This is a genomic window from Enterobacter sp. 186315 (assembly GCF_053290175.1).
The window spans coordinates 1-20,813 of sequence record NZ_JBPTTK010000006.1 but is presented as its reverse complement, the minus strand read 5'-3'; the positions used below and the strand labels follow the sequence as shown (position 1 = coordinate 20,813).

Here is a 20,813-nt window from a genome sequence, read left to right as displayed (position 1 = left end):
GCCTGCCCATTTTCTCCCTTAAGGTGGATTTGTCACACCACTTCCATACTAGTTGTATAGCAACTTTGCGCGACAAAATGGATAACTATCAAAGCCCTATAAAAATGCGTGTGACACTTGAAACGTCTATCCCCTACCGTCCGCTTGTGGAGAGAGAAATGAGTCAGGACATCAATAACACCGTCACCGCCAGCAAAACCCGCCGGGTCATTAAGAACCTGCGCTGGTATGTTCTGGTCCTGTTTTTACTGGGCGTCACCGTTAACTACATCACCCGTAACTCACTGGGTATTCTCGCGCCAGAGCTGAAAGAGAGCCTGGGCATTACCACCGAGCAGTACTCGTGGATTGTCGGCGCGTTCCAGATTGCCTACACCATTTTCCAGCCCCTGTGCGGCTGGCTGATTGATGTTATCGGCCTGAAAATTGGCTTTATGGTCTGTGCCGGACTCTGGGCGCTGATGTGTATTTTCCATGCGGGTGCCGGAAGCTGGCTGCATCTCGCCATCCTGCGCTTCTTTATGGGCGCTTCCGAAGCCGCCGCGACCCCGGCGAACGCCAAAACCATCGGCGAATGGTTCCCGAAATCAGAACGCCCTGTGGCAGCGGGCTGGGCGGGCGTGGGCTTTTCGGTGGGCGCGATGCTGGCGCCGCCCATCATCTATTTTGCTCACGCGTCCTTTGGCTGGCAGGGTGCGTTTATGTTCACCGGCGTGCTGGCGCTGCTGTGGGTGCTCCTCTGGTGGGCGTTCTACCATAACCCCGAACAGCACCCGAACCTGGGCAAAGACGAGCTGGCGTTTATCAAGCAGGACAACGAGCCGCCTGCGGTGAAGCTGCCCTTCCTGACCGCGCTGAAAACCGTATCCAAAAACAAACGCTTTTACGGTATCGCCATCCCGGCCTTTATGGCGGAACCGGCCTGGGCGGTGCTGAGCTTCTGGGTGCCGCTGTATCTCGCCAAAGAGCACGGCATGGATCTGAAGCAAATTGCGATGTTCGCCTGGCTGCCGTTCCTGGCCGCCGACCTCGGCAGCGTGGCAAGCGGCTATCTTACCCGCCTGTATACCCGCCTGTTCGGCTGCTCCCGCGTGAACTCGGTGGTGGCAAGCTCGGTGACCGGCGCGTTCCTGATGATCTCCCTGGGCATCGTCGCCATCACCCGCGACCCGTACATCACCATCGTGCTGATCTCCATCGGCGGCTTCGGGCACCAGATCATTTCCTGCATGTTGAGCGCCCTGGTGGTGGAGTCCTTCGACAAAGGCCAGATGGCCACCGTCAACGGGATGCGCGGCTCGGCGGCGTGGATCGCCAGCTTCCTGTTCTCGCTGTTAATCGGCGTGACCGCCGACAAAATCGGCTTTAACCCGCTCTTTATCGCCATGGGCTTCTTTGACCTGATTGGCGCTGTCTTCCTGGTAGCATTTATTGCTGAACGTCGCGCCACGCGCGCCTGATAGTGGATGTATTGCATATGAAAACCCTGAAAAACTGGACCGTAGAAACGCAGTCGGCGAACCATCTGGAACTGATGATCGATAAACAGCACCGCCTGTGCCTGTATGTGCTGGAAGAGAACCTGTTCCGCGTGCTGATTAAACGCAAAGGCGAGCTGGCGCTCGACCGCACCTGGAGCATCGCCCCGGAACAAGACGTGCCGTGGGAAGGTCGCCGTCGTGACGATTTAAGCGGTTTTACCTGCCCGGCGTGGACGCTGACGCAGCAGGACGACACCGTCACCGTGGCGACTGAACGGCTGCGCGTGACCGTGCATCAGCCGCTGTGGCTGGAGTGGGACTACCGCAACGACGCGGGCGAGTGGCAGCCGCTGGTCAACGACCGCCCGACCAGCGCCTATCTGCTGAACGCCCACGGCGACGGGGTAGCGCACTACCTGAGCCGCCGCAAGGACGAGCGTTTCTATGGTCTTGGCGAAAAAGCGGGCGATTTGCAGCGCAACGGTAAGCGCTTCGAAATGCGTAACCTCGACGCGATGGGGTATAACGCCGCCAGCACCGATCCGCTGTACAAGCACATTCCGTTCACCCTCGCCCGCCGCGACGACGTGAGCTACGGCCTGTTTTACGACAACCTGAGCAGCTGCTGGCTGGATCTGGGCAACGAGATAGACAACTACCACACGGCCTACCGCCGCTGGCAGGCGGAAGCGGGCGATATCGATTACTACATTTTTACCGGCAAACGGGTGCTGGACGTCACCAAAGCCTTTGTGCGCCTGACCGGGAAGACGCTGTTCGGGCCAAAATGGAGCCTGGGCTACAGCGGCTCGACCATGCACTACACCGACGCGCCGGACGCGCAAAATCAGCTGATGAACTTTATCCGCCTGTGTGAAGAACACGCGATTCCGTGCGACTCGTTCCAGCTCTCTTCCGGCTACACCTCGATTGACGGCAAGCGCTACGTCTTCAACTGGAACTACGACAAAGTGCCGCAGCCAAAGGTAATGACCCAGGCGTTCCACGACGCGGGGCTGAAGCTTGCGGCGAACATTAAGCCGTGCCTGTTGCAGGATCACCCGCGCTATAACGAGGTGGCGGAGCGCGGCCTGTTCATCCGGGATTCAGAAACCGATGCGCCGGAACGTTCAAGCTTCTGGGACGATGAAGGTTCCCATCTCGACTTTACCAACCCGCAGACCGTGCAGTGGTGGCAGAACGGCGTGACCACGCAGCTGCTGGAGATGGGGATTGACTCCACCTGGAACGACAATAACGAGTTCGAAGTGTGGGACGGTGAAGCCCGCTGTCACGGCTTCGGCAAAGAGATCGCCATCAAGCACATCCGTCCGGTGATGCCGCTGCTGATGATGCGCGCCTCGCTGGAAGCGCAGCAGCGCTTTGCCCCGGAAAAGCGCCCGTATCTGATCTCCCGTTCCGGCTGCGCCGGGATGCAGCGCTACGTGCAGACCTGGAGCGGCGACAACCGCACCAGCTGGGAAACGCTGCGCTATAACACCCGCATGGGGCTGGGCATGAGTTTGTCCGGGCTGTTTAACGTGGGTCACGACGTCGGCGGTTTCTCCGGCGATAAGCCCGACGCCGAGCTGTTCGTGCGCTGGGTGCAAAACGGCGTGATGCATCCGCGCTTTACCATTCACTCGTGGAACGATGACCACACGGTCAACGAGCCGTGGATGTATCCGGGCGTCACCCCCGCCATTCGCGGTGCGATTGAGCTGCGCTATCGTCTGCTGCCCTATCTCTACACCCTGCTCTGGCAGGCGCACGCCGACGACGAGCCGATGCTGCGCCCGACCTTCCTCGATCACGAGCACGACGTGCAGACGTTTGAAGAGTGCGATGAGTTCCTGCTGGGGCGCGACCTGCTGGTGGCAAGCGTGGTGGAGGCCGGACAGCGCGAGCGCCGCCTCTGGCTGCCGGATAACGAAACCGGCTGGTACGATTTTTATACCCACGAGTGGTTTGCGGGCGGGCAGTGGATCGTGCGCGACGCGCCGCTGGAAAAACTGCCGCTGCTGGTGCGCGCCGGGGCGGGTCTGCCGCTCAGCGAGCGTATTACGCACGTTTCCGCTGAGAAAGACGATACCCGCGAGCTGAAGCTGTTCCCGCTGAAAGGCACAGGGACAACTTCCGGCCTGCTGTTTGAAGATGACGGTGAAAGCTGGGGCTACCAGAACGGCAACGCGCTGTGGGTAGCGTGGGAGATGGCGTGCAGCGGTTCGGTCATTGACCTGACGGTGAATGCGCGCGGGGATTACCGTCCGGCGTGGAAAGCGCTGAATGTGTCGTTACCGGCGGGGGAAAAACGTAAGCTGCGGGTGAATGGGGTTGAGGGGAGAGAGTGGGTGGTGTAGTGCGGCCTGATGCCCTCACCCTAACCCTCTCCCACGGGGAGAGGGGATAGAACGTAGGCCGGGTAAGGCGAAGCCGCCACCCGGCTTTTTTCAGCCGTCGATACCTTTGCTGCGCAGGTAGTCTTCATAATTACCCGTGAAGTCCACCAGGCGCTCTGGCGTAATTTCGATCACGCGGGTCGCCAGCGAGCTGACAAATTCACGGTCGTGGGACACGAAGATCAGGGTGCCCTGATACATCTCCAGCGCCATGTTCAGCGATTCGATGGATTCCATATCCAGGTGGTTGGTTGGTTCGTCCATCACCAGAATGTTTGGTTTTTCCATCATCAGCTTGCCGAACAGCATGCGGCCCTTCTCACCACCGGAGAGCACCTTCGCAGGCTTTTTGATGTCGTCCTGGCTGAACAGCAGACGCCCCAGAATGCTGCGCACCGCCTGCTCGTCGTCGCCCTCTTGCTTCCACTGGCTCATCCAGTCGAACACGGTCAGGTCGTTTTCGAACTCATACTCGTGGTCCTGCGCGTAATAGCCAATCTGCGCGTTTTCAGACCACTTCACGGTGCCGTTGTCCGGCTGAAGTTCGCCCACCAGCGTTTTCAGCATCGTGGATTTACCCACGCCGTTCGCGCCGAGGATGGCAATCTTCTCGCCCACTTCCAGCAGCAGGTTGAAGTTTTTAAACAGCGGACCGTTTTCAAAGCCTTTGGAAAGGGCTTCGACTTCCAGCGCGTTACGGAACAGTTTCTTATCCTGCTCAAAGCGGATGAACGGGTTCTGACGGCTGGACGCTTTCACTTCGTCGAGTTTGATTTTATCAATCTGACGGGCGCGCGAGGTTGCCTGACGGGATTTAGAGGCGTTGGCGCTAAAGCGGCTCACGAAGGATTGCAGGTCGGCAATCTGCGCCTTTTTCTTGGCGTTGTCGGCCAGCAGACGTTCGCGCGCCTGGGTGGCGGCGGTCATGTATTCGTCGTAGTTGCCCGGGTAGACGCGCAGCTCGCCGTAGTCCAGATCCGCCATGTGGGTACAGACCATATTCAGGAAGTGACGGTCGTGCGAGATGATGATCATGGTGCTGTCGCGATCGTTCAGCGTCTGCTCCAGCCAGCGAATGGTGTCGATGTCCAGGTTGTTCGTCGGTTCATCGAGCAGCAGGATGTCAGGGTTGGAGAACAGCGCCTGTGCCAGCAGCACACGCAGCTTCCAGCCTGGCGCGACTTCGCTCATCGGGCCGTAATGCTGTTCAACCGGAATGCCCACGCCGAGGAGCAGTTCGCCCGCGCGCGCTTCGGCGGAATAACCGTCCATCTCGCCGTACTGCGTTTCCAGATCCGCTACTTTGTAGCCGTCTTCTTCGCTCATTTCGGCCAGCGCGTAAATCCGATCGCGCTCCTGCTTCACTTCCCACAGCTCGCCGTGCCCCATGATCACGGTGTCGAGCACGGTGAACTCTTCGAAGGCAAACTGATCCTGACGCAGCTTACCGATACGCTCGTTAGGATCGAGCGATACGTTGCCAAGCGTCGGCTCTAAGTCACCGCCGAGGATTTTCATAAAAGTGGATTTACCGCTACCGTTGGCACCAATCAGGCCGTAACGGTTGCCGCCGCCAAATTTGACGGAAATATTTTCGAACAGCGGCTTACTGCCAAACTGCATAGTGACGTTGCTGGTAACTAACACGGGGAGATTCCTGCGAAAAGTGTGATAAACGCGGCATTATGCCACAATTCCGAATTGAGATCCCGTGTTGCGGCTTTCCACTAAACTTTAACAAAATTGAAAAAAGTGTGATTTCGTACACATCTGAATTCCCTGTGGGAGGGAATGCACATATAATGCGCTCCCATCACAGATTCAGACTTATCAACTAATCGCCAGAGTGGCTCAGATACCTCGCATAACATGAACATGAAATTAACAACGCTTTTTGCGGCGGCGTTTGCCGTAGTAGGTTTTTGCAAAACCGCCTCTGCGGTGACTTATCCTCTGCCGACTGACGGAAGCCGTCTGGTAGGTCAGAATCAGGTTGTCACTATCCAGGAAGGTAACACCCAACCGCTGGAATACTTTGCTGCACAATACCAGCTCGGCCTGTCTAACATGCTGGAAGCGAACCCGGGCGTTGACCCGTACCTGCCAAAAGCCGGTACCGTGCTCAACATTCCTCAGCAGCTGATCCTGCCGGATACCGTACATGAAGGTATCGTAATCAACAGCGCCGAAATGCGTCTGTACTACTATCCGAAAGGCACCAACACCGTGATCGTGCTGCCAATCGGTATCGGCCAGCTGGGTAAAGACACCCCGCTGAACTGGACCACCAAAGTTGAGCGTAAGAAAGCAGGCCCAACCTGGACCCCAACCGCGAAGATGCACGCAGAGTACATCGCCGCAGGCGAACCGCTGCCAGCCGTTGTTCCTGCTGGCCCGGATAACCCAATGGGCCTGTACGCGCTGTATATTGGCCGTCTGTATGCCATTCACGGCACCAACGCGAACTTCGGTATCGGCCTGCGCGTAAGCCACGGCTGCGTGCGTCTGCGTAACGACGATATCAAGTTCCTGTTCGAGAATGTTCCAGTAGGCACCCGCGTACAGTTCATCAATGAGCCAGTAAAAGCGACCTCCGAACCGGACGGCAGCCGTTACATCGAAGTGCATAACCCGCTGTCCACCAGCGAAGACCAGATTAACAACAACGAAATCGTGCCAATCACCCTGAACAGCGCAGTGCAGGCTGTCACCTCTCAGGCTGACGTGGAAACCACCGTTGTGGATCAGGCGATTCAAAACCGTTCCGGTATGCCGGTGCGTTTGAACTAAAACGCCCTACCCGGTAATAATCTGAAAAACCCCGCACATTGTCGGGGTTTTTTATTTGCGCTACGCCACATTCCTGATACATCCAGAAGACAATAATTGCTATATCTCCCATTACCGCCATTTTCTGTTAAACCTTCGGGGTTACTTCTTTTCATGTAAGTGCTATGATGCGCCAACTTATAAAATCAGTTTTTTCTGCATTTTGTAGGGTTGTAAATTCTTCCTGGAGCCCGCTTAGTTACGATGATCAGTATTAACTTAACCACGACAAAATCGCGCCTTTATCTCTGTTCGCAAACAGTGTGGTCCCTTGCGAATCAGAGTACTAAAGTCGACCAGATTGTTGTCTGGGTTTCCAGAGATGCTTATCTCAGTGACGAAGGCATCACTGAGGAGCCAGAGTGGGCGGATAAGATCCGTCGTACCGGCACCAACCTCGTCTTTAAATGGGTAAAAAATACAGGCCCTTATCGTAAGTTATTCCCGGCACTCCAAGTGGCAACCAAAGACGATATTCTGATTTACGCCGACGATGATGCCATTTATAACGAAGTCTGGGCGGAAACGCTGCTGGCTGATTTTTACCGACATAATCAAGAATATGTCGTTGCTGCCCGCGTGCGTAAAACGGTAAAGAAGAAAAAAGATATTCTGGATACCTATCGTAACTTCCCGTTAATTACCGTACCCAAAGTGATCGAGCAGGACTATATCATCACCGGACTGGGTGGCGTGGTGCTGAAAAAAAGTATGATCCCGGAATATTTCCACGCAAATGAGGACTTTCTTAAGGTTTGTCCACGCGCGGACGATATCTGGATCAGCAAGCTTATCCAGTTGACCAAGACGCCGGTCTATGTTTCCGCGCAGAGCATTCGTCATGTTCATGAAATCATCCATGACTACGGCCTGTCCCGTGCAAATACCAGCAAAATTAAGCGTTCGCTTTTCCAGAAGATTCGCTTTACGTTCAAACCGGGCCAAATCTCCTATCTTTGCCAGAACGATCTTTATATTAAAGATACCGACAGCTACTTCGAGTCCTGCGCCTGATTAACCATTATTAACGATCACGATCCCCCCGTGGTCGTACCGATAATGGCAGTGGGCATACTCCAGCGGTGTGCCATCCTCCAGATAAATCACCTGCTCTACCTCCAGTACCGGATCGGTTTGTTCGCACACCAGATGCTGCATATCCAGCGCGTTCGGTTTTAGCGCGCGCACGACGCGGTACGATCCCATAATTTTTAGCCCCAGCGTCTCCTGCACGTAGCGAAACACCGAGCTGGCGAGATGGCTTTTATTGAGGCCGGGCACCAGATTGAGCGGCATGACGGTGGAGTCCAGCGACATGGGTTCACCGTTGAGCAGCCGCAGGCGGATAAAGTCATACACCGGCGCATCGCTGTTAATCATCAGCGACGCCTGCTCTTTTTCAGTCGGAAAGCGCAGTTCGAAATGGACCACCTGGCTGCTCACGGTTCCCATATGTTCCCAGGTTTTGGTGGCGCCGAAGTAGTCGCTGCCGGACAGATCCCACTGGGAAAGTTGCAGGAAGTTTTTGCGAATAAAGGTTCCCTGCCCCTGGCGGGTGTAGACCAGCCCTTCGACAATCAGCTGGCGCATCGCCTGCTGGATGGTCATGCGGCTGGAATTGAACTCCGCCGCCAGCGCAAACTGATCCGGCAGCGGTTCATTGGCGGCATACTGCTGGCTGATAATGCGCTTCTTAATTTCACGCGCTATGGTGATGTACTTCGCCGCCATCGTCCTGTCCTTTCGTTAATGTTCTGTCCCGCTATTTCTCAAGGCCACTCGCTCGGCAATCTTGAGGAAAGGCAGGTAGAAGAATACACCAAATATGATGATTGCCAACTGCACCACCACCGCCCGCCAGTCCCCGGCGGTGGCGAGCCAGGCGCTGAGAATGGGCGGCGTCGTCCACGGGATCATCACCACGCAGCGCGACATTAATCCGAGCGTAGTACAGAGCCAGGCAAAGTAAATACCGATTGCGGGCAACAGGACAAACGGGATCATCAGCGGCAGGTTGAAAACAATCGGCAGGCCAAAAATCACCGGCTCGTTGATATTGAATAAACCGGGCGCCAGCGAGAGCCGCGCCACCTGCTTCGCCGACTGCTGCCGGGAGAAGATAAAGATGGCGATAAGCAGCGAAATGGTGCTGCCCGTGCCGCCCACCATGCCGAAGGTCGGGACGAAGATATTGTTGATGATATGCGGGATCGGCTGACCGTTGGCAAAGGCCAGCATGTTCTCATTAGTGTTGATCAGCAGGAAAGGTTCCAGCACCACGCTGTTCACCACCGACTGGTGGATCCCCAGCGTAAACAGGAAATTCCCGAAGCTATAGATGAAAATCGTCCCCGGCAGGCTGGTGTTTATCAGCCGCAGCGGTTGCTGAATAAAGGTCGTGATGAGATGGATCAGATCCGTGTGCAGCACGACAGAGAGCACCGCCGCCAGCACGGCGAAAAGCGAAAGCGTGAGGATGGTCGGTATCAGCGCGGTGAAGGACTGACTCACCGCCGGGGGCACGTTTTCCCCCAGCGAGATTTTCAGCACCTTCAGGCGCGAGATAGCGATAAAAATTTCCGTCGAGAGCAGGCCAATCAGCACGCCCGCGAAAATCCCGGTCGAGCCGATGTTGGTGAAGGTCAGCACCTGCGTCACGTTCACCGTGGTATCACTGCCGACGGGGGTAAGTTGCAGGCGCATCGGCATCATAATAATGAAGCTGCTGACGGCGATGACCACTGCCGAAACCGGGTTGTCGAACTCTTTGTTGCGCGCCAGCGACCAGGCGATCATCGGGGCCAGCAGCAGCGCGGCGATATTCAGCGTGCCGTTGACGATCGCCTCGCCCCAGACCTTGAACTGCGCCAGCGTGTCGCCGTGAAAAATCCACGGAAAGACCACGTTGTTCACCAGCACCGCTAATCCGGCGAGGATAAAGATGGGCATCACCGTGGCGAAGGCGTCACGCAGCGAGCGAAGGTGTACCTGGTTTGCCAGGCGCGCTGAAAAATCAACAAATCGGTCAACTAAGGACTGCATATTCGGTGTAATTTTTGCTTCAGACATAGCGGATATTCCCATTCATCAGTCACAAAAACGGCCCGGCAGCGTACAACTTACATCTCGCGTCCGTTGGTATGGATTACCTGTTTCAACCACGCATAGCTCTTTTTCGGCACGCGCTTCAGGTCACGCAGATCGTGGTTTTCACGGTTCACGTACACCACGCCGTAGCGCTTACGCATATCGCCCTGGGAGCTAAGAATGTCGATCAGCCCCCAGCCGAGATAGCCGATCACCTCGGCCCCGTCTTCGAACATCGCCGCCTTCATGGCTTCGATATGCGCCCGGTGATAGTCGATGCGGTAGGTGTCCTCAATCGGGTTGACCCCGTCCCAGGATTCGATCACCCCGATACCGTTTTCAATCGGGAAGACCGGCAGACGCCAGTCGTTGTAATAGCGGGTGATGATGGTGCGAAAACCGAGCGGGTCGATCTGCCAGTTCCACTCGGTCGCCTTCAGGTGCGGGTTGTTTTTCTCACCGTGCAGCAGGTAATAGTTCACCGGCGTCCCGTCCGGGATCGCATCGCTGTCCAGCGTTTTACTGGCGTAATAGCTAAACGCCATATAGTCATTTTTGGTGCGCGCCAGCAGGGCTAAATCTTCCGGACGGTAGATATCGCCGAAGCCCTCCTGCTCCACCACCGCCATCACCGCCGGGCTATAGCCCTGTCCGGCGAAGACGCGCAGCAGGTTCTGATTGAGGAATTCGTCGTACTGCTGGGCGCAGAAGATATCCCGCGGCTTGCAGGTGGCAGGATAGATAAGCTGGTGCGCCAGCATCCCGCCCATCAGCTGGCCCGGTTTGGTCTGGTGCAGGTATTCCGTCAGGGCCATATGCGCCACCATCGAATGGTGCTGAAGCTCATACAGCTCGCGCAGGGTCTTCTCCCCTTTCATGTAGCCGGAGATGCGAAACGCCTCCGGCATGTGGAAGATGTTCTGCTCGTTGAAGGTTAACCAGTACTTCACGCGATCGCCGAAGCGGTCGATCATCTTTTTGCCGTAGCGGATAAAGGCGTCCATCACCCGGCGATCGTTAAAGCCGTTGTACTCCTGCGCCAGCGCCAGCGGCATGTCGAAGTGGTAGAGACAGACCATCGGCTCGATACCGCGGGCAATCAGGTCGTCGATAAAGCGGTCGTAGAAGGCGATGCCCTCTTCGTTGAATTCGCCGTCGCCCAGCGGGCAAACGCGGCTCCAGGAGATCTGAAAGCGGTAGCAGTTCATGCCCAGATCCTGCATTAAATCAAAGTCTTCCCGGTAGCGGTGATACGAGTCGGTGGCAACTCTCCAGTCTGAGGCATGTTCTCCGGCTTCGCGAATGTCGTACACCGACATCCCTTTTCCGCCCTCGTTCCACGCGCCTTCAGTCTGCATACTGGAAACGGAGTTTCCCCATAAAAAGTTGGCTGGCAGTTGTTGCTTCATGGCCTCTCCCTATATGACTAGTCATTTAAATTTCATGACTAGTCATATAGGCGAAGTTGAAAATTCAATCAAAGGAAAGGATCTGTTTTTGTGAGATGGGTTGAATTAATGACCAGGGGAGGTCGCCCCGGTAAGCGGATTGTTACCGGGGGAAGAGAGGGTATTACTGTGCGAGCTGATTGCGGCGATATTCGCCCTGACGTTCCAGCATCCAGCCCGGATATTCTCGCGGCAGCGCGCTGACCGCGTCCAGCCGTTTAAGCTCATCTTCGCTCAGGCGAATACCGGTGGCGGCGATGTTGTCGTCCAGCTGATCCACGCGCTTAGCGCCGATGATCACGCTGGTCACCGCTTTTTGATGCAGCAGCCACGCCAGCGCGATCTGCGCCACCGACGCGCCTTTGCTCTCGGCTATCGTGCGCATCACGTCCACGCAGTCGAACGCGCGCTCTTTTTCTAACGGCGGGAAGTCAAATTCCAGACGGCGGCTGCCCGCCTCGCCCTGCCCGTCGCGGCCATATTTTCCGCTGAGCAGGCCGCCCGCCAGCGGGCTCCAGACCATCAGGCCGACGCCTTCGCTCTGCATCATCGGCACCAGCTCGCGCTCCAGATCGCGCCCGGCGATGGTGTAGTAAGCCTGTAACGAGGCAAAACGCGCCAGCCCGAGCCGCTCGGACATGCCCAACGCCTTCATGATTTGCCAGGCCGCCCAGTTCGACACGCCGATATAGCGCACGTGGCCGTGCTGCACCAGGTTATCCAGCGCGTACAGCGTTTCTTCAATCGGCGTGGCGGGATCAAACCCGTGGAGCTGATAGAGATCGATATGGTCGAGCTGCAAACGGCGCAGGCTCTCCTTCACGCTGCTGACGATGTGATAGCGCGAGCTGCCGCGCGAGTTCACCCCGGCGGTGCCGGTTTCGCCGAACACTTTAGTGGCCACGACGACGTTTTCGCGCGGCACCTTCAGGTTTTTCAGCGCCTGCCCCAGGATCTCTTCCGAGCGCCCTTCCGAGTAAACGTCCGCCGTATCGATAAAGTTGATCCCAGCGTCGAGCGCGCGGCCTACCAGCTGCTCGGATTCGCTCTGTCGCAGCTGACCAATTTTGCCCCACATGCCGCCTTCTCCGCCAAAGGTCATGGTGCCGAGGCACAGTTCAGAAACAAACAGACCGGTATTGCCCAGTTTTTGATAACGCATAACACTTTCCTCGCATGTCGTGAGATGGGTACCCGACAGTTATACCCGCCCCATAGCTATCGCGAATGTGGCGTTCCTGTCCGTTTCTTGCCCAATCCTCTGAATGTTATCCGCGCGGGGCGTCGCCAAAGACGCTGTAATCCGGAAGCTGCACCTGCTGATACGGCTCCCAGCCGCCGCCAAGCGCCTTGTAGAGCGCCACAAGGTCGATTGCGCTCTGCACCTGCGCCTGAGCGCGCTGCTGCTGGGCCTGCGCCAGCTGCCGCTGGGCGTCCAGCACGTCGATAAAGGTTGCGATCCCCTGCCGGTAGCTGTCGCTCGCCAGGTCGAAGGCGTTTTGCAGCGCGTCGATGGTCTTCGCCAGACCCGCTTCACGCTGCTGATCGGTGCGATAGCTCACCAGCGCGTTTTCCACATCCCCGAGCGCGGTCAGCACGGTCTGACGGTAGTCCAGCACCGCCGCCCCCTGCTGCGCGCGCGCCACCTTCACGCTCGACACCAGGCGACCGCCCTGGAAGATGGGAATAGAGACCTGCGGGCCAAAGCTGTAGAAGTGGCTGCTCCAGTCGGTCAGCCAGTTGGTATCGCTGTTGCGCAGGCCGAACTGGCCGGACAGGGTAACGCTCGGGAACAGCTGCGCCACCGACACACCGATCTGCGCCGTCGCGGCGTGGAGATTTGCCTCCGCTTCACGCACGTCAGGACGGCGGCGCGCCAGGGTAGAAGGGATCCCCGTCTGCACGATATTCGGCAGCGCGGGCATTGGCTGCGCGGACTGTAGCTCGGCGTCCAGCGCGCCCGGCGGTTTGCCGAGCAGGATCGCCAGCCCGTTCATCGCCTGTCTCTCCTGCGCCTGATACTGCGGCAGCTGCGCTTCAAGATTACCCAGCTGGGCGCGCGCGTTTTCGACGTCGAGCTGCGGCGAAAGCCCGCCGCGCTGGCGGCTTTGCGTTAGCTCCAGCGTCTGCTGCGCGCTCTCAATCTGGGTATTCAGGGTGGCGATAATGCTCTGGGCACCGCGCAGCTGGAGCCACGCGCGCGCCACTTCGGCCTCAAGGGACACCAGCGCGTCGTTGCGCTGCTCAATGGCCGCTCGCTGCTGGGCTTCGGCGGCCTCCACCTGACGGCGCACCTTGCCCCACAGGTCGAGCTCCCACTGGGCATCAAAGCTGCCCTGATACAGATTGATCGGCTGCGTCAATGGCCCTAACGCCCCTTTAAGTTCCGGGTCGACGTTATCGAGCTGGTCATACACGCCGTGGGATTTCAGCTCCCCTTCCAGCCCAAGCTGCTGGCGCGTGGCCTGCACGTTTCCATTCACCGACGGGAAAAACGCCCCGCCCGCCTGGTTGATCTGTTCACGCGCCCCGGCGATGCGCAGCACCGTTTGTTGCAGGGATAAGTTCCCGGCGATGGCGCGCTCTACCAGGCTGTCGAGCTGCGGCGAACCGAAGGTTTTCCACCAGCGCGGGTTAGTGGCGGCGGAGGTGGTTTGCGATTTCACCGCGCTATCGCCTTTATCGTTCCACTGGGTGGGCGTTTGCGGCGCAGGCTGCTGGTAATCCGGCCCCACGGCGCAGCCCACCAGCAGCATCATTATCATCAGAGGGTGTAAACGTCTGTGTATCATCAGTGTGCTCCTGCACTCCCCTCGCTCTTAACCGGCGAGAGCAACAAACAAAACGGGATCAGTAAAAAGGCCACCGCGCTCAACAGGGTGAAGACGTCGATGTAGGCCAGAAAACGCGACTGCTCGATCATGGTCTGGTACATGCGCCCGGTGGCAATGCCGGTGGGATCGCCCACCTGCGTGGTGAAGTTCTGGATAGCCTGGGCGCTTTCGCGTATCGCCTGCTGGAACTGCTCGTTAAACGGCGTGGCGTGATAGGCCAGATGCGCGCTATGCGCCTGAGAGCGTTCGGTAATGGCCGCCGTCGAGAGCGAAATCCCAATCGACCCCGCCACGTTGCGGAACATGGTGAACAGCGCTGCCGCATCGGCATTCAGCCTTCGCGGGATCGAAATAAAAGCGATGGTGGTGAGCGGCACAAACAGGAACCCGAGGCCAATCGACTGGGCGCTGCGGAATAGCACCAGGGTTTCAAAATCGATATCCGGCGTCAGGTTGCGGGACCAGAAGAACGACACCGCCAGACAGGTAAAGCCAAAGGCGATGATCCAGCGCGTCTGCACCACCGGCATCAGCTTCAGCACCAGCGGGATGGTCAGGACAATCAGCACCGCGCCGGGCGAGAGCACCATCCCGGACCAGGTCGCGGTATAGCCTAAATCCTGCTGCGCCAGCTGCGGGATCACCACCGAGCTGCCGTACAGGATCATTGCCATCCCCGCCATCAGCAGGCTGGAAACCGCAAAGTTTCGGTCCTTCATGCAGTGCAGATCGACCACCGGTTTTTTGGCGTACAGCAGCCAGTAAATCGCGCCAATAATCCCGATCAGCGTTAATACCGCGAAGGTGCGGGTAAAGTTCGAATTAAACCAGTCTTCGTCTTCGCCCCGGTCGAGCATCACCTGAAGGCAGCCCAGCCCCAGCGCGATCAGGCCGATCCCGGTCCAGTCAACCGAGAGTTTATCTTTCGATTTGCTCTCCCACGGCGGATCTTCCAGCAGCTGGTAAATCGCCAGCACCGTCACGATCCCCACCGGAATGTTGATAAAGAACACCCAGCGCCAGGAGTAGTTATCGGTGATCCACCCGCCAAGTGTCGGCCCCAGCACGGGGGCAACGATAATCGCGATCGACGACAGGCCAAAGGCTTTGCCCCGATCCTCCGGCTTAAAGTAATCGAGCAGCACCGACTGCTGCGTCGGCTGCAAACCGCCGCCGAAGAAGCCCTGCATGATGCGGAACAAGATGATCTGCCACAGCTCGGTGGCGATGCCGCACAGGAACGAACAGATGGTGAACATCACGATGCAGATCAGGAAGAACTGCTTGCGGCCAAACAGCCGGCTCAGAAAGGCCGAAATCGGCAGCACGATGCCGTTTGCCACCAGGTAGCTGGTTAACACCCAGGTGGATTCGTCATAGCTGGCCGAGAGCGACCCGGCCACGTGCGGCAGCGCGACGTTGACGATGGTGGTGTCGAGGATCTCCATGAACACCGCCAGCGTCACGACAATCGCCACCGCCCACGGGTTGCTGGCCGGTTTCCAGTTATCCTGGCTGTGATCCGTCATTCCAGCGTGACCTTCGGTTCAACCGACAGCCCCAGCGGCAGCGGTTTGTTCGGATCCAGCCCTTTGTCGATGACAATCTTCACCGGCACGCGCTGCACGATTTTCACGAAGTTACCGGTGGCGTTTTCCGACGGGAACGCGGAGAAGCGCGAGCCGCTGCCCTGCTGGATGCTGTCGATGTGGCCTTCCAGCTCCATGTCCGGCCAGGCATCGACCGATACCGTGACTTTATTGCCGGGCTTCATGCGCTCAAGCTGCGACTCTTTGAAGTTGGCAACCACCCAGATGTTGGGCGAGACCAGCGAGAACAGCGCGGTGCCTGCCTGCACCAGCGTGCCCGTCTGGACGTTACGCTTAGTGACAAAGCCGTCAAACGGGGCGCGAACTTCGGTATAGGAGAGATTAAGGTTTGCCGTTTCCAGCTGCGCTTTGGCCTGATCGACCTGACGTTCACGCGCTTCCACGTTCGTTTCCTGCTGGCGGATTTGCAGCTGAACCTGCTCCGCCACTTCGAGCTGCGCCTGCGCGCTTGCCAGCCCGGCCTGCGCGCTTCGCAGCTGGGCATTGGCAGAGTCAATGTTCTGTTGGGTAGTGGCGCGCGGATCGACGCCGCGCTGGCGGCGGTACTCGGCCTGCGCGTTCGCCATGTCCGCCTGCGCTTTCAGCACCTGGGCTTTGGCTTCGTCGCGCTGGGCGGGATACTGCACCTTCGAGAGCGCCAGCTGCGCCTGCGCCTGATGGAGCTGCGCAATCGCCAGCCCAAGCTGTGCCTGGGCCTGATCGCGCTGGGCGGTGTTATCTCGCGGATCGATCACCACCAGCAGGTCGCCCTTCTTCACCCGCTGGTTATCGCGCACTTTAAGCTCGGTGACGTAACCCGCCGCTTTGGGGGCTATCGTCACTACATCGCCATCGGTGAAGGCGTCGTCGGTGGTCTCTTCATTGCGGGTCAAGAACCACCACACCAGCGCCACAATAACCATCACCACCACCACGACACCGAGGATGATGAGCGGTTTTTTGCCCGGGCGTTTACGCTCGTTATTGTTTTGTTCCTGCTCGTCAGCAGGCGGGTTTTGATCTTCAGCCATGTTCAGCAACGGTCCTGTCAGTGAGCGGCATCACACTATGCCGTTCACTAAAGCTAGGACGTTGCTATACATTTGCCAGGATAAACTGACAAATAACGCACTATATGAGAAGGAATAGTCCGAATCCGACGGCGGCGGCCCAAACAAGCATCGGTACAGACCAGAGGTGGAAGCGCCACCAGATGCGGCGATCGTTTGCCATTCGCAGGGCTATCAGGTTGGCAAGCGAGCCGGGAAGCAGGCCAAAACCGCCGACGTTGACCGCCCAGGCCAGCAGCGCCGATGGCGGCACGTAGTTGAGGAGTAAAATCGTGGACGGCACGTTGCTGATAAACTGCGACAGCCCAATCGCCGTGAGCCATAGTCCCGCCTGCGACAGGCCGCTGACGCTGTGAAGCACGTTTTGCAGCACCGGCAGCTGAATAAGCAGATGCACGTCGATAAACATCGCCATGAACACCAGCAGCAGCGTCCAGTCAACGCTGACCAGAACGCGCCGGGCGAGGAATAAAAAGCCGCAGGCGACCAGCGCCACGCCGATGAGCTCCTGCTTCATCTCCAGCGCCGTCAGGAAAACGATGTAGAGCGCGAGGCAGCTCCAGACCAGACGCGGTTGCCACTCCGGGCCGGTGGCGCCGCTGTGGTATTGCAGTTTTTTATCCGGGAAGGCAAACCAGCACACCGCCAGCAGCGACAGCATCATCACCAGCGCCAGCGGCGCCATTTGCCAGGTGAAGGCCGCGAACGACAGCCCGGAGCGCCCCCACAGAAGGATGTTTTGCGGGTTGCCGATGGGGGTCAGAAGAGAACCGGCGTTCACCGCCAGCGCTTCAAAGATGATCAGGCGCGTGACCGGGATTTCACAAAGTCGGCGCAGCGTCAGGGTCAGCGGCACGACGATAAACAGCGCCACATCGTTGGTCAGAAACGTGGAGAGCACGGCGGCGGAGAAAACCATAAACAGCGCCAGCCTGCGCTCGGTGGCAAAGCGGCGCACCATTTTGCGCCCCAGCACATCAAAATAGCCGCTCAGCTCAACCCCTTTGGTGAGCATCATCAGGCCGCTCAGGGTAATAATGGTGCGCCAGTCGATCGCCGCAGGCCAGGTGCGCGGCGCGAACGGCACAAACAGGCTTAGCCCAACGCCGATAATGAGTAAAAGATGAAAGAAGCGATCGCGTTTCAGCGCCTGCAAGCCGGGAATGTTCATTCAGCAGAAGGACCGTATTTCAGGGTGAACTCGTGGAACTTCGCCAGCGTTTCTTCGCTGACGTGATGTTCCATGCCTTCGGCATCACGGCGCGCGATGTCCTCACTCACGCCTAATACCAACAAAAAGTTTTCGACTATCTGGTGGCGTTCGCGGCTCGCGTGCGCCAGCTTTTCCCCCTCTGGCGTTAAAAATACGCCGCGCCAGGGGATCATTTCGATCAGGCCGACGGACGCCAGACGTTTTAACATTTTGGCGACAGTTGGCTGAGAAACGCCCAGCCGCGCGGCCATGTCCACCTGACGCGCCTCGCCCACCTCGCGGATCAGATCCGAAATCAGCTCAACGTAGTCATCAATTAATTCACGCCGATGCGCCTCGCGAACCTGACGAAACCCTTCAACATGCTCTTCAACATTAACCAGTTGCGTCGTTTTTTTTATTGTTGGCTTACCTGCGCGACGGTTCATTGTGTGTCCTCAATGGGGTGACGCTTCCAGCGCCTCGTGACAAGAGCGCACATTGTAAACCATAGCTCTACAAGCACAAAAAATTAACGAAATAGCCGTAGCTATGTAATATAGCCTGTGCTATATCTGTATGTAATGCAGTCACCCTTCACGGATCGAAGGGATCTTAAATCAGGAGGTCATATGAACGAATTCAAGAGGTGTATGAACGTGTTTAGCCATTCTCCCTTCAAAGTACGGTTGATGTTGTTGAATATGCTGTGCGATATGTTTAACAACAAACCGCACCAGGACGACAAACCTTCCCACTAAAGCGGCGTGCGGTACGCCGCTTCATTTTCTTGTCACAATCCCCCGATTAAATGGCCTCCGGCCGCCTAATTCCCGATCTTTTTTGCGGATTTGCAGTCCCCCTCGCAAAACATACCTTTAGCAACTGTTGACCTTATTACGCGCTCGCTCTATCTTCTTGCAGCCCTGCACCATTTGCGGCTCGCTGAAGCGGACCCACATTCCCTCTCCACGCACTGTCAGGCAGGCTTTGACCCTCGACGCCAGGGTGAGCACATGGCGTTTTCATGATAGTGATTTATGAACGTAACCCTGAAAGAAACACTTATTACCCGCAGCCGGGCCTTAAGCCCGTGGACGGGATTCTACTTTCTGCAATCGCTGCTGATTAACTTCGCGCTGGGCTATCCGTTTAGCCTTCTATATGCCGTCGCCTTCACCTGCATCCTGCATTTGCTGTGGCGAAGCGCGCCGCTGGCGCAGAAAACGCTGGTGGGCGTGTGTTCGCTGATCGCGGCGTTCTATTTCCCGTTTGGCCAGGCCTACGGCTCGCCGAACTTCAATACCCTGCTGGCGCTGCACTCCACCAACATGGAGGAGTCCACGGAGATCCTCACCATTTTCCCGTGGTACAACTACGTGGTCGGGCTTTTCATCTTTGCGCTGGGCGTAATTGCCGTGCGCCGCAAACCCGAGGAGAAAAAAGCCTGGGGTAAAATCGAAAGCCTGTGCCTGGCGTTTAGCGTGGCGACCTTTTTTGTCGCGCCGGTGCAAAACCTGGCCTGGGGCGGCGTGTTTAAGCTGAAAGACACGGGCTATCCGGTATTCCGCTTCGTGAAAGACGTAATAGTGAACAACCAGGAAGTGGTGGACGAGCAGACGCGCATGGCTGAGCTGTCGAACATGAAAGACACCTGGAACGTGCTCGCCGTTAAGCCGAAGTATCACACCTACGTGGTGGTGATTGGCGAAAGCGCGCGTCGCGATGCGCTGGGCGCGTTTGGCGGCCACTGGAACAACACCCCGTTCGCCAGCTCGGTCAACGGCACCCTGTTTACCGATTACATCGCCGCCAGCGGCTCGACGCAAAAATCCCTCGGCCTGACCTTAAACCGCGTGGAAGACGGCAAGCCGCTGTATCAGGATAACTTTGTGACGCTGGCAAACCGCGCCGGATTCCAGACCTGGTGGTTCTCCAACCAGGGGCAGATTGGCGAGTACGATACCGCCATCGCCAGTATCGCTAAGCGCGCTGACGAAGAGCATTTTCTCAAAAACGGTGACTTTGAAGCCGATAAAAACACCAAAGACGACGCCCTGCTAAAGATGACCGCCCAGGTCTTTGCGACTCAGCGCACCCAGCCGCAGCTGATTGTGCTGCATCTGATGGGGTCGCACCCGCAGGCTTGTGACAGGACCGGCGGCAAGTACGCCGAGTTTGTGCAGTCGAAGGAGACCTCGTGCTATCTCTACACCATGACGCAAACGGACGATCTGCTGAGCAAGCTTTATACCCAGCTGCGCAACACCGGGGATAGCTTCTCGATGGTCTATTTCTCCGACCACGGTTTAGCCTTTAAAGAGCGCGGGAAAGAGGTGCAGTATCTGGCGCACGATGACAAGTTCCAGCAGAACTTCCAGGTGCCCTTTATGGTGCTGTCGAGCGATGACAAAACGCATCGGATCGTGAAAGCGCGCCGTTCGGCGAATGACTTCCTGAAGTTCTTCTCCCAGTGGACCGGGATCGCGGCCAAAGAGATAAAGAATGATTATCCGTTTATCTCAGGCAAGAAGGGACCGCCGGTGTATATCACCAACTTTAAGTTGCAGAAAGTGGACTATAACCATCTGGGGACGGATGTGTTTGATATTAAGAGTAAGTAGCGGCCTGTTGCCCTCACCCACGAGGTGAGGGCTCCCCAGATAAAATTTGAGCGCGGTATCATTCCCTCGCCCCTTTGGGGAGAGGGTTAGGGTGAGGGGAAACATACGGCTCAGGTGGTCATTACGTTCACTTTACGTTCTCTGCTTCTCTGTCACCACAACACTTGTGAACGTGCCATGGGGGCTCGCCGCCGCCCCCCTGGCGACCCGGGCTCCCGGCAAGAAAATCGTCGCTTCGCGATTCCCTCAGCTTATTCCTT

General features: G+C 57.5%; 16 protein-coding genes. 6 read left to right on the top strand and 10 right to left on the bottom strand.

All coding sequences use genetic code 11. The features are described from left to right. The first annotated feature begins 158 nt into the window (after positions 1 to 158). Together ACSVHP_RS08705 and ACSVHP_RS08700 are read left to right on the top strand one after the other, a co-directional pair. A complete protein-coding gene (locus ACSVHP_RS08705; RefSeq protein WP_234674234.1) occupies positions 159 to 1,460 on the top strand; it encodes an MFS transporter in 1,302 nt (433 codons plus the stop codon). Positions 1,461 to 1,477: 17 nt separating this feature from the next. Then, positions 1,478 to 3,841, top strand: a complete 2,364-nt coding sequence (locus tag ACSVHP_RS08700) for a TIM-barrel domain-containing protein (protein ID WP_447551666.1) — start codon at positions 1,478 to 1,480, stop codon at positions 3,839 to 3,841. Positions 3,842 to 3,931: 90 nt separating this feature from the next. Here ACSVHP_RS08700 and ACSVHP_RS08695 read toward each other — a convergent pair whose 3' ends face one another. After that, complete coding sequence (locus ACSVHP_RS08695) at positions 3,932 to 5,527, bottom strand: ABC-F family ATPase (protein WP_447551665.1); 1,596 nt, start codon at positions 5,525 to 5,527, stop codon at positions 3,932 to 3,934. 222 nt (positions 5,528 to 5,749) lie between these two features. On the opposite strand from ACSVHP_RS08695, the gene ldtB reads away from it, so the two are divergent. Both ldtB and ACSVHP_RS08685 read left to right on the top strand, forming a co-directional pair. Next, complete coding sequence (ldtB, locus tag ACSVHP_RS08690) at positions 5,750 to 6,670, top strand: L,D-transpeptidase (RefSeq protein ID WP_234674231.1); 921 nt, start codon at positions 5,750 to 5,752, stop codon at positions 6,668 to 6,670. A 243-nt stretch (positions 6,671 to 6,913) separates the two neighbouring features. Continuing rightward, positions 6,914 to 7,723 (top strand): glycosyltransferase, encoded by an 810-nt coding sequence (locus ACSVHP_RS08685; RefSeq protein ID WP_447551664.1) that lies wholly within the window; start codon positions 6,914 to 6,916, stop codon positions 7,721 to 7,723. Here the strand turns inward: ACSVHP_RS08685 and ACSVHP_RS08680 are convergent, their stop codons facing one another. The 9 genes from ACSVHP_RS08680 to mntR all read right to left on the bottom strand — a co-directional run bounded on the left by ACSVHP_RS08680 (position 7,724) and on the right by mntR (position 18,378). Then, the gene (locus tag ACSVHP_RS08680; protein ID WP_447551663.1) at positions 7,724 to 8,440 is read right to left on the bottom strand and encodes a GntR family transcriptional regulator; all 717 of its coding nucleotides are present in this window, start codon (positions 8,438 to 8,440) and stop codon (positions 7,724 to 7,726) included. Between the two features lie 15 nt (positions 8,441 to 8,455). Then, positions 8,456 to 9,778, bottom strand: a complete 1,323-nt coding sequence (locus ACSVHP_RS08675; protein WP_234674230.1) for a PTS sugar transporter subunit IIC — start codon at positions 9,776 to 9,778, stop codon at positions 8,456 to 8,458. A 50-nt stretch (positions 9,779 to 9,828) separates the two neighbouring features. Then, positions 9,829 to 11,205, bottom strand: a complete 1,377-nt coding sequence (locus ACSVHP_RS08670) for a glycoside hydrolase family 1 protein (protein ID WP_447551662.1) — start codon at positions 11,203 to 11,205, stop codon at positions 9,829 to 9,831. Positions 11,206 to 11,368: 163 nt separating this feature from the next. Next, the gene (locus ACSVHP_RS08665; RefSeq protein ID WP_447551661.1) at positions 11,369 to 12,406 is read right to left on the bottom strand and encodes an aldo/keto reductase; all 1,038 of its coding nucleotides are present in this window, start codon (positions 12,404 to 12,406) and stop codon (positions 11,369 to 11,371) included. 106 nt (positions 12,407 to 12,512) lie between these two features. Then, positions 12,513 to 14,036 carry an efflux transporter outer membrane subunit gene (locus ACSVHP_RS08660; RefSeq protein ID WP_447551660.1) on the bottom strand — a complete coding sequence of 508 codons (1,524 nt, stop codon included), beginning with the start codon at positions 14,034 to 14,036 and terminating at the stop codon, positions 12,513 to 12,515. Further along, positions 14,036 to 15,607, bottom strand: a complete 1,572-nt coding sequence (locus ACSVHP_RS08655; protein ID WP_447551659.1) for a DHA2 family efflux MFS transporter permease subunit — start codon at positions 15,605 to 15,607, stop codon at positions 14,036 to 14,038. Before ACSVHP_RS08655 ends, ACSVHP_RS08660 begins: the two co-directional genes overlap by 1 nt. Continuing rightward, positions 15,604 to 16,698, bottom strand: a complete 1,095-nt coding sequence (locus ACSVHP_RS08650) for an HlyD family secretion protein (RefSeq protein WP_234674225.1) — start codon at positions 16,696 to 16,698, stop codon at positions 15,604 to 15,606. The genes ACSVHP_RS08655 and ACSVHP_RS08650 overlap by 4 nt, the downstream gene beginning before the upstream one ends. Positions 16,699 to 16,798: 100 nt before the next feature. Then, positions 16,799 to 17,908 carry an anion transporter gene (locus ACSVHP_RS08645; RefSeq protein ID WP_234674224.1) on the bottom strand — a complete coding sequence of 370 codons (1,110 nt, stop codon included), beginning with the start codon at positions 17,906 to 17,908 and terminating at the stop codon, positions 16,799 to 16,801. After that, positions 17,905 to 18,378, bottom strand: coding sequence for a manganese-binding transcriptional regulator MntR (mntR, locus tag ACSVHP_RS08640; RefSeq protein ID WP_234674223.1), 474 nt, complete (start codon positions 18,376 to 18,378; stop codon positions 17,905 to 17,907). Before mntR ends, ACSVHP_RS08645 begins: the two co-directional genes overlap by 4 nt. A 183-nt stretch (positions 18,379 to 18,561) precedes the next feature. Here mntR and mntS point away from each other — a divergent pair, with 183 nt between their 5' ends. Both mntS and ACSVHP_RS08630 read left to right on the top strand, forming a co-directional pair. Next, positions 18,562 to 18,690, top strand: a complete 129-nt coding sequence (mntS, locus tag ACSVHP_RS08635) for a manganase accumulation protein MntS (RefSeq protein ID WP_234674222.1) — start codon at positions 18,562 to 18,564, stop codon at positions 18,688 to 18,690. A gap of 279 nt (positions 18,691 to 18,969) precedes the next feature. Next, positions 18,970 to 20,553 (top strand): phosphoethanolamine transferase, encoded by a 1,584-nt coding sequence (locus ACSVHP_RS08630; RefSeq protein WP_447551658.1) that lies wholly within the window; start codon positions 18,970 to 18,972, stop codon positions 20,551 to 20,553. Positions 20,554 to 20,813 lie beyond the last annotated feature (260 nt).

Coding starts and splice junctions, on each gene's coding strand:
- ACSVHP_RS08705 (WP_234674234.1), top strand. CDS start 159: ATGAGTCAGGACATCAATAACACCGTCACCGCCAGCAAAACCCGCCGG.
- ldtB (WP_234674231.1), top strand. CDS start 5,750: ATGAACATGAAATTAACAACGCTTTTTGCGGCGGCGTTTGCCGTAGTA.
- ACSVHP_RS08655 (WP_447551659.1), bottom strand. CDS start 15,607: ATGACGGATCACAGCCAGGATAACTGGAAACCGGCCAGCAACCCGTGG.
- ACSVHP_RS08660 (WP_447551660.1), bottom strand. CDS start 14,036: ATGATACACAGACGTTTACACCCTCTGATGATAATGATGCTGCTGGTG.
- ACSVHP_RS08685 (WP_447551664.1), top strand. CDS start 6,914: ATGATCAGTATTAACTTAACCACGACAAAATCGCGCCTTTATCTCTGT.
- mntR (WP_234674223.1), bottom strand. CDS start 18,378: ATGAACCGTCGCGCAGGTAAGCCAACAATAAAAAAAACGACGCAACTG.
- ACSVHP_RS08680 (WP_447551663.1), bottom strand. CDS start 8,440: ATGGCGGCGAAGTACATCACCATAGCGCGTGAAATTAAGAAGCGCATT.
- mntS (WP_234674222.1), top strand. CDS start 18,562: ATGAACGAATTCAAGAGGTGTATGAACGTGTTTAGCCATTCTCCCTTC.
- ACSVHP_RS08670 (WP_447551662.1), bottom strand. CDS start 11,205: ATGAAGCAACAACTGCCAGCCAACTTTTTATGGGGAAACTCCGTTTCC.
- ACSVHP_RS08645 (WP_234674224.1), bottom strand. CDS start 17,908: ATGAACATTCCCGGCTTGCAGGCGCTGAAACGCGATCGCTTCTTTCAT.
- ACSVHP_RS08675 (WP_234674230.1), bottom strand. CDS start 9,778: ATGTCTGAAGCAAAAATTACACCGAATATGCAGTCCTTAGTTGACCGA.
- ACSVHP_RS08700 (WP_447551666.1), top strand. CDS start 1,478: ATGAAAACCCTGAAAAACTGGACCGTAGAAACGCAGTCGGCGAACCAT.
- ACSVHP_RS08650 (WP_234674225.1), bottom strand. CDS start 16,698: ATGGCTGAAGATCAAAACCCGCCTGCTGACGAGCAGGAACAAAACAAT.
- ACSVHP_RS08630 (WP_447551658.1), top strand. CDS start 18,970: ATGAACGTAACCCTGAAAGAAACACTTATTACCCGCAGCCGGGCCTTA.
- ACSVHP_RS08665 (WP_447551661.1), bottom strand. CDS start 12,406: ATGCGTTATCAAAAACTGGGCAATACCGGTCTGTTTGTTTCTGAACTG.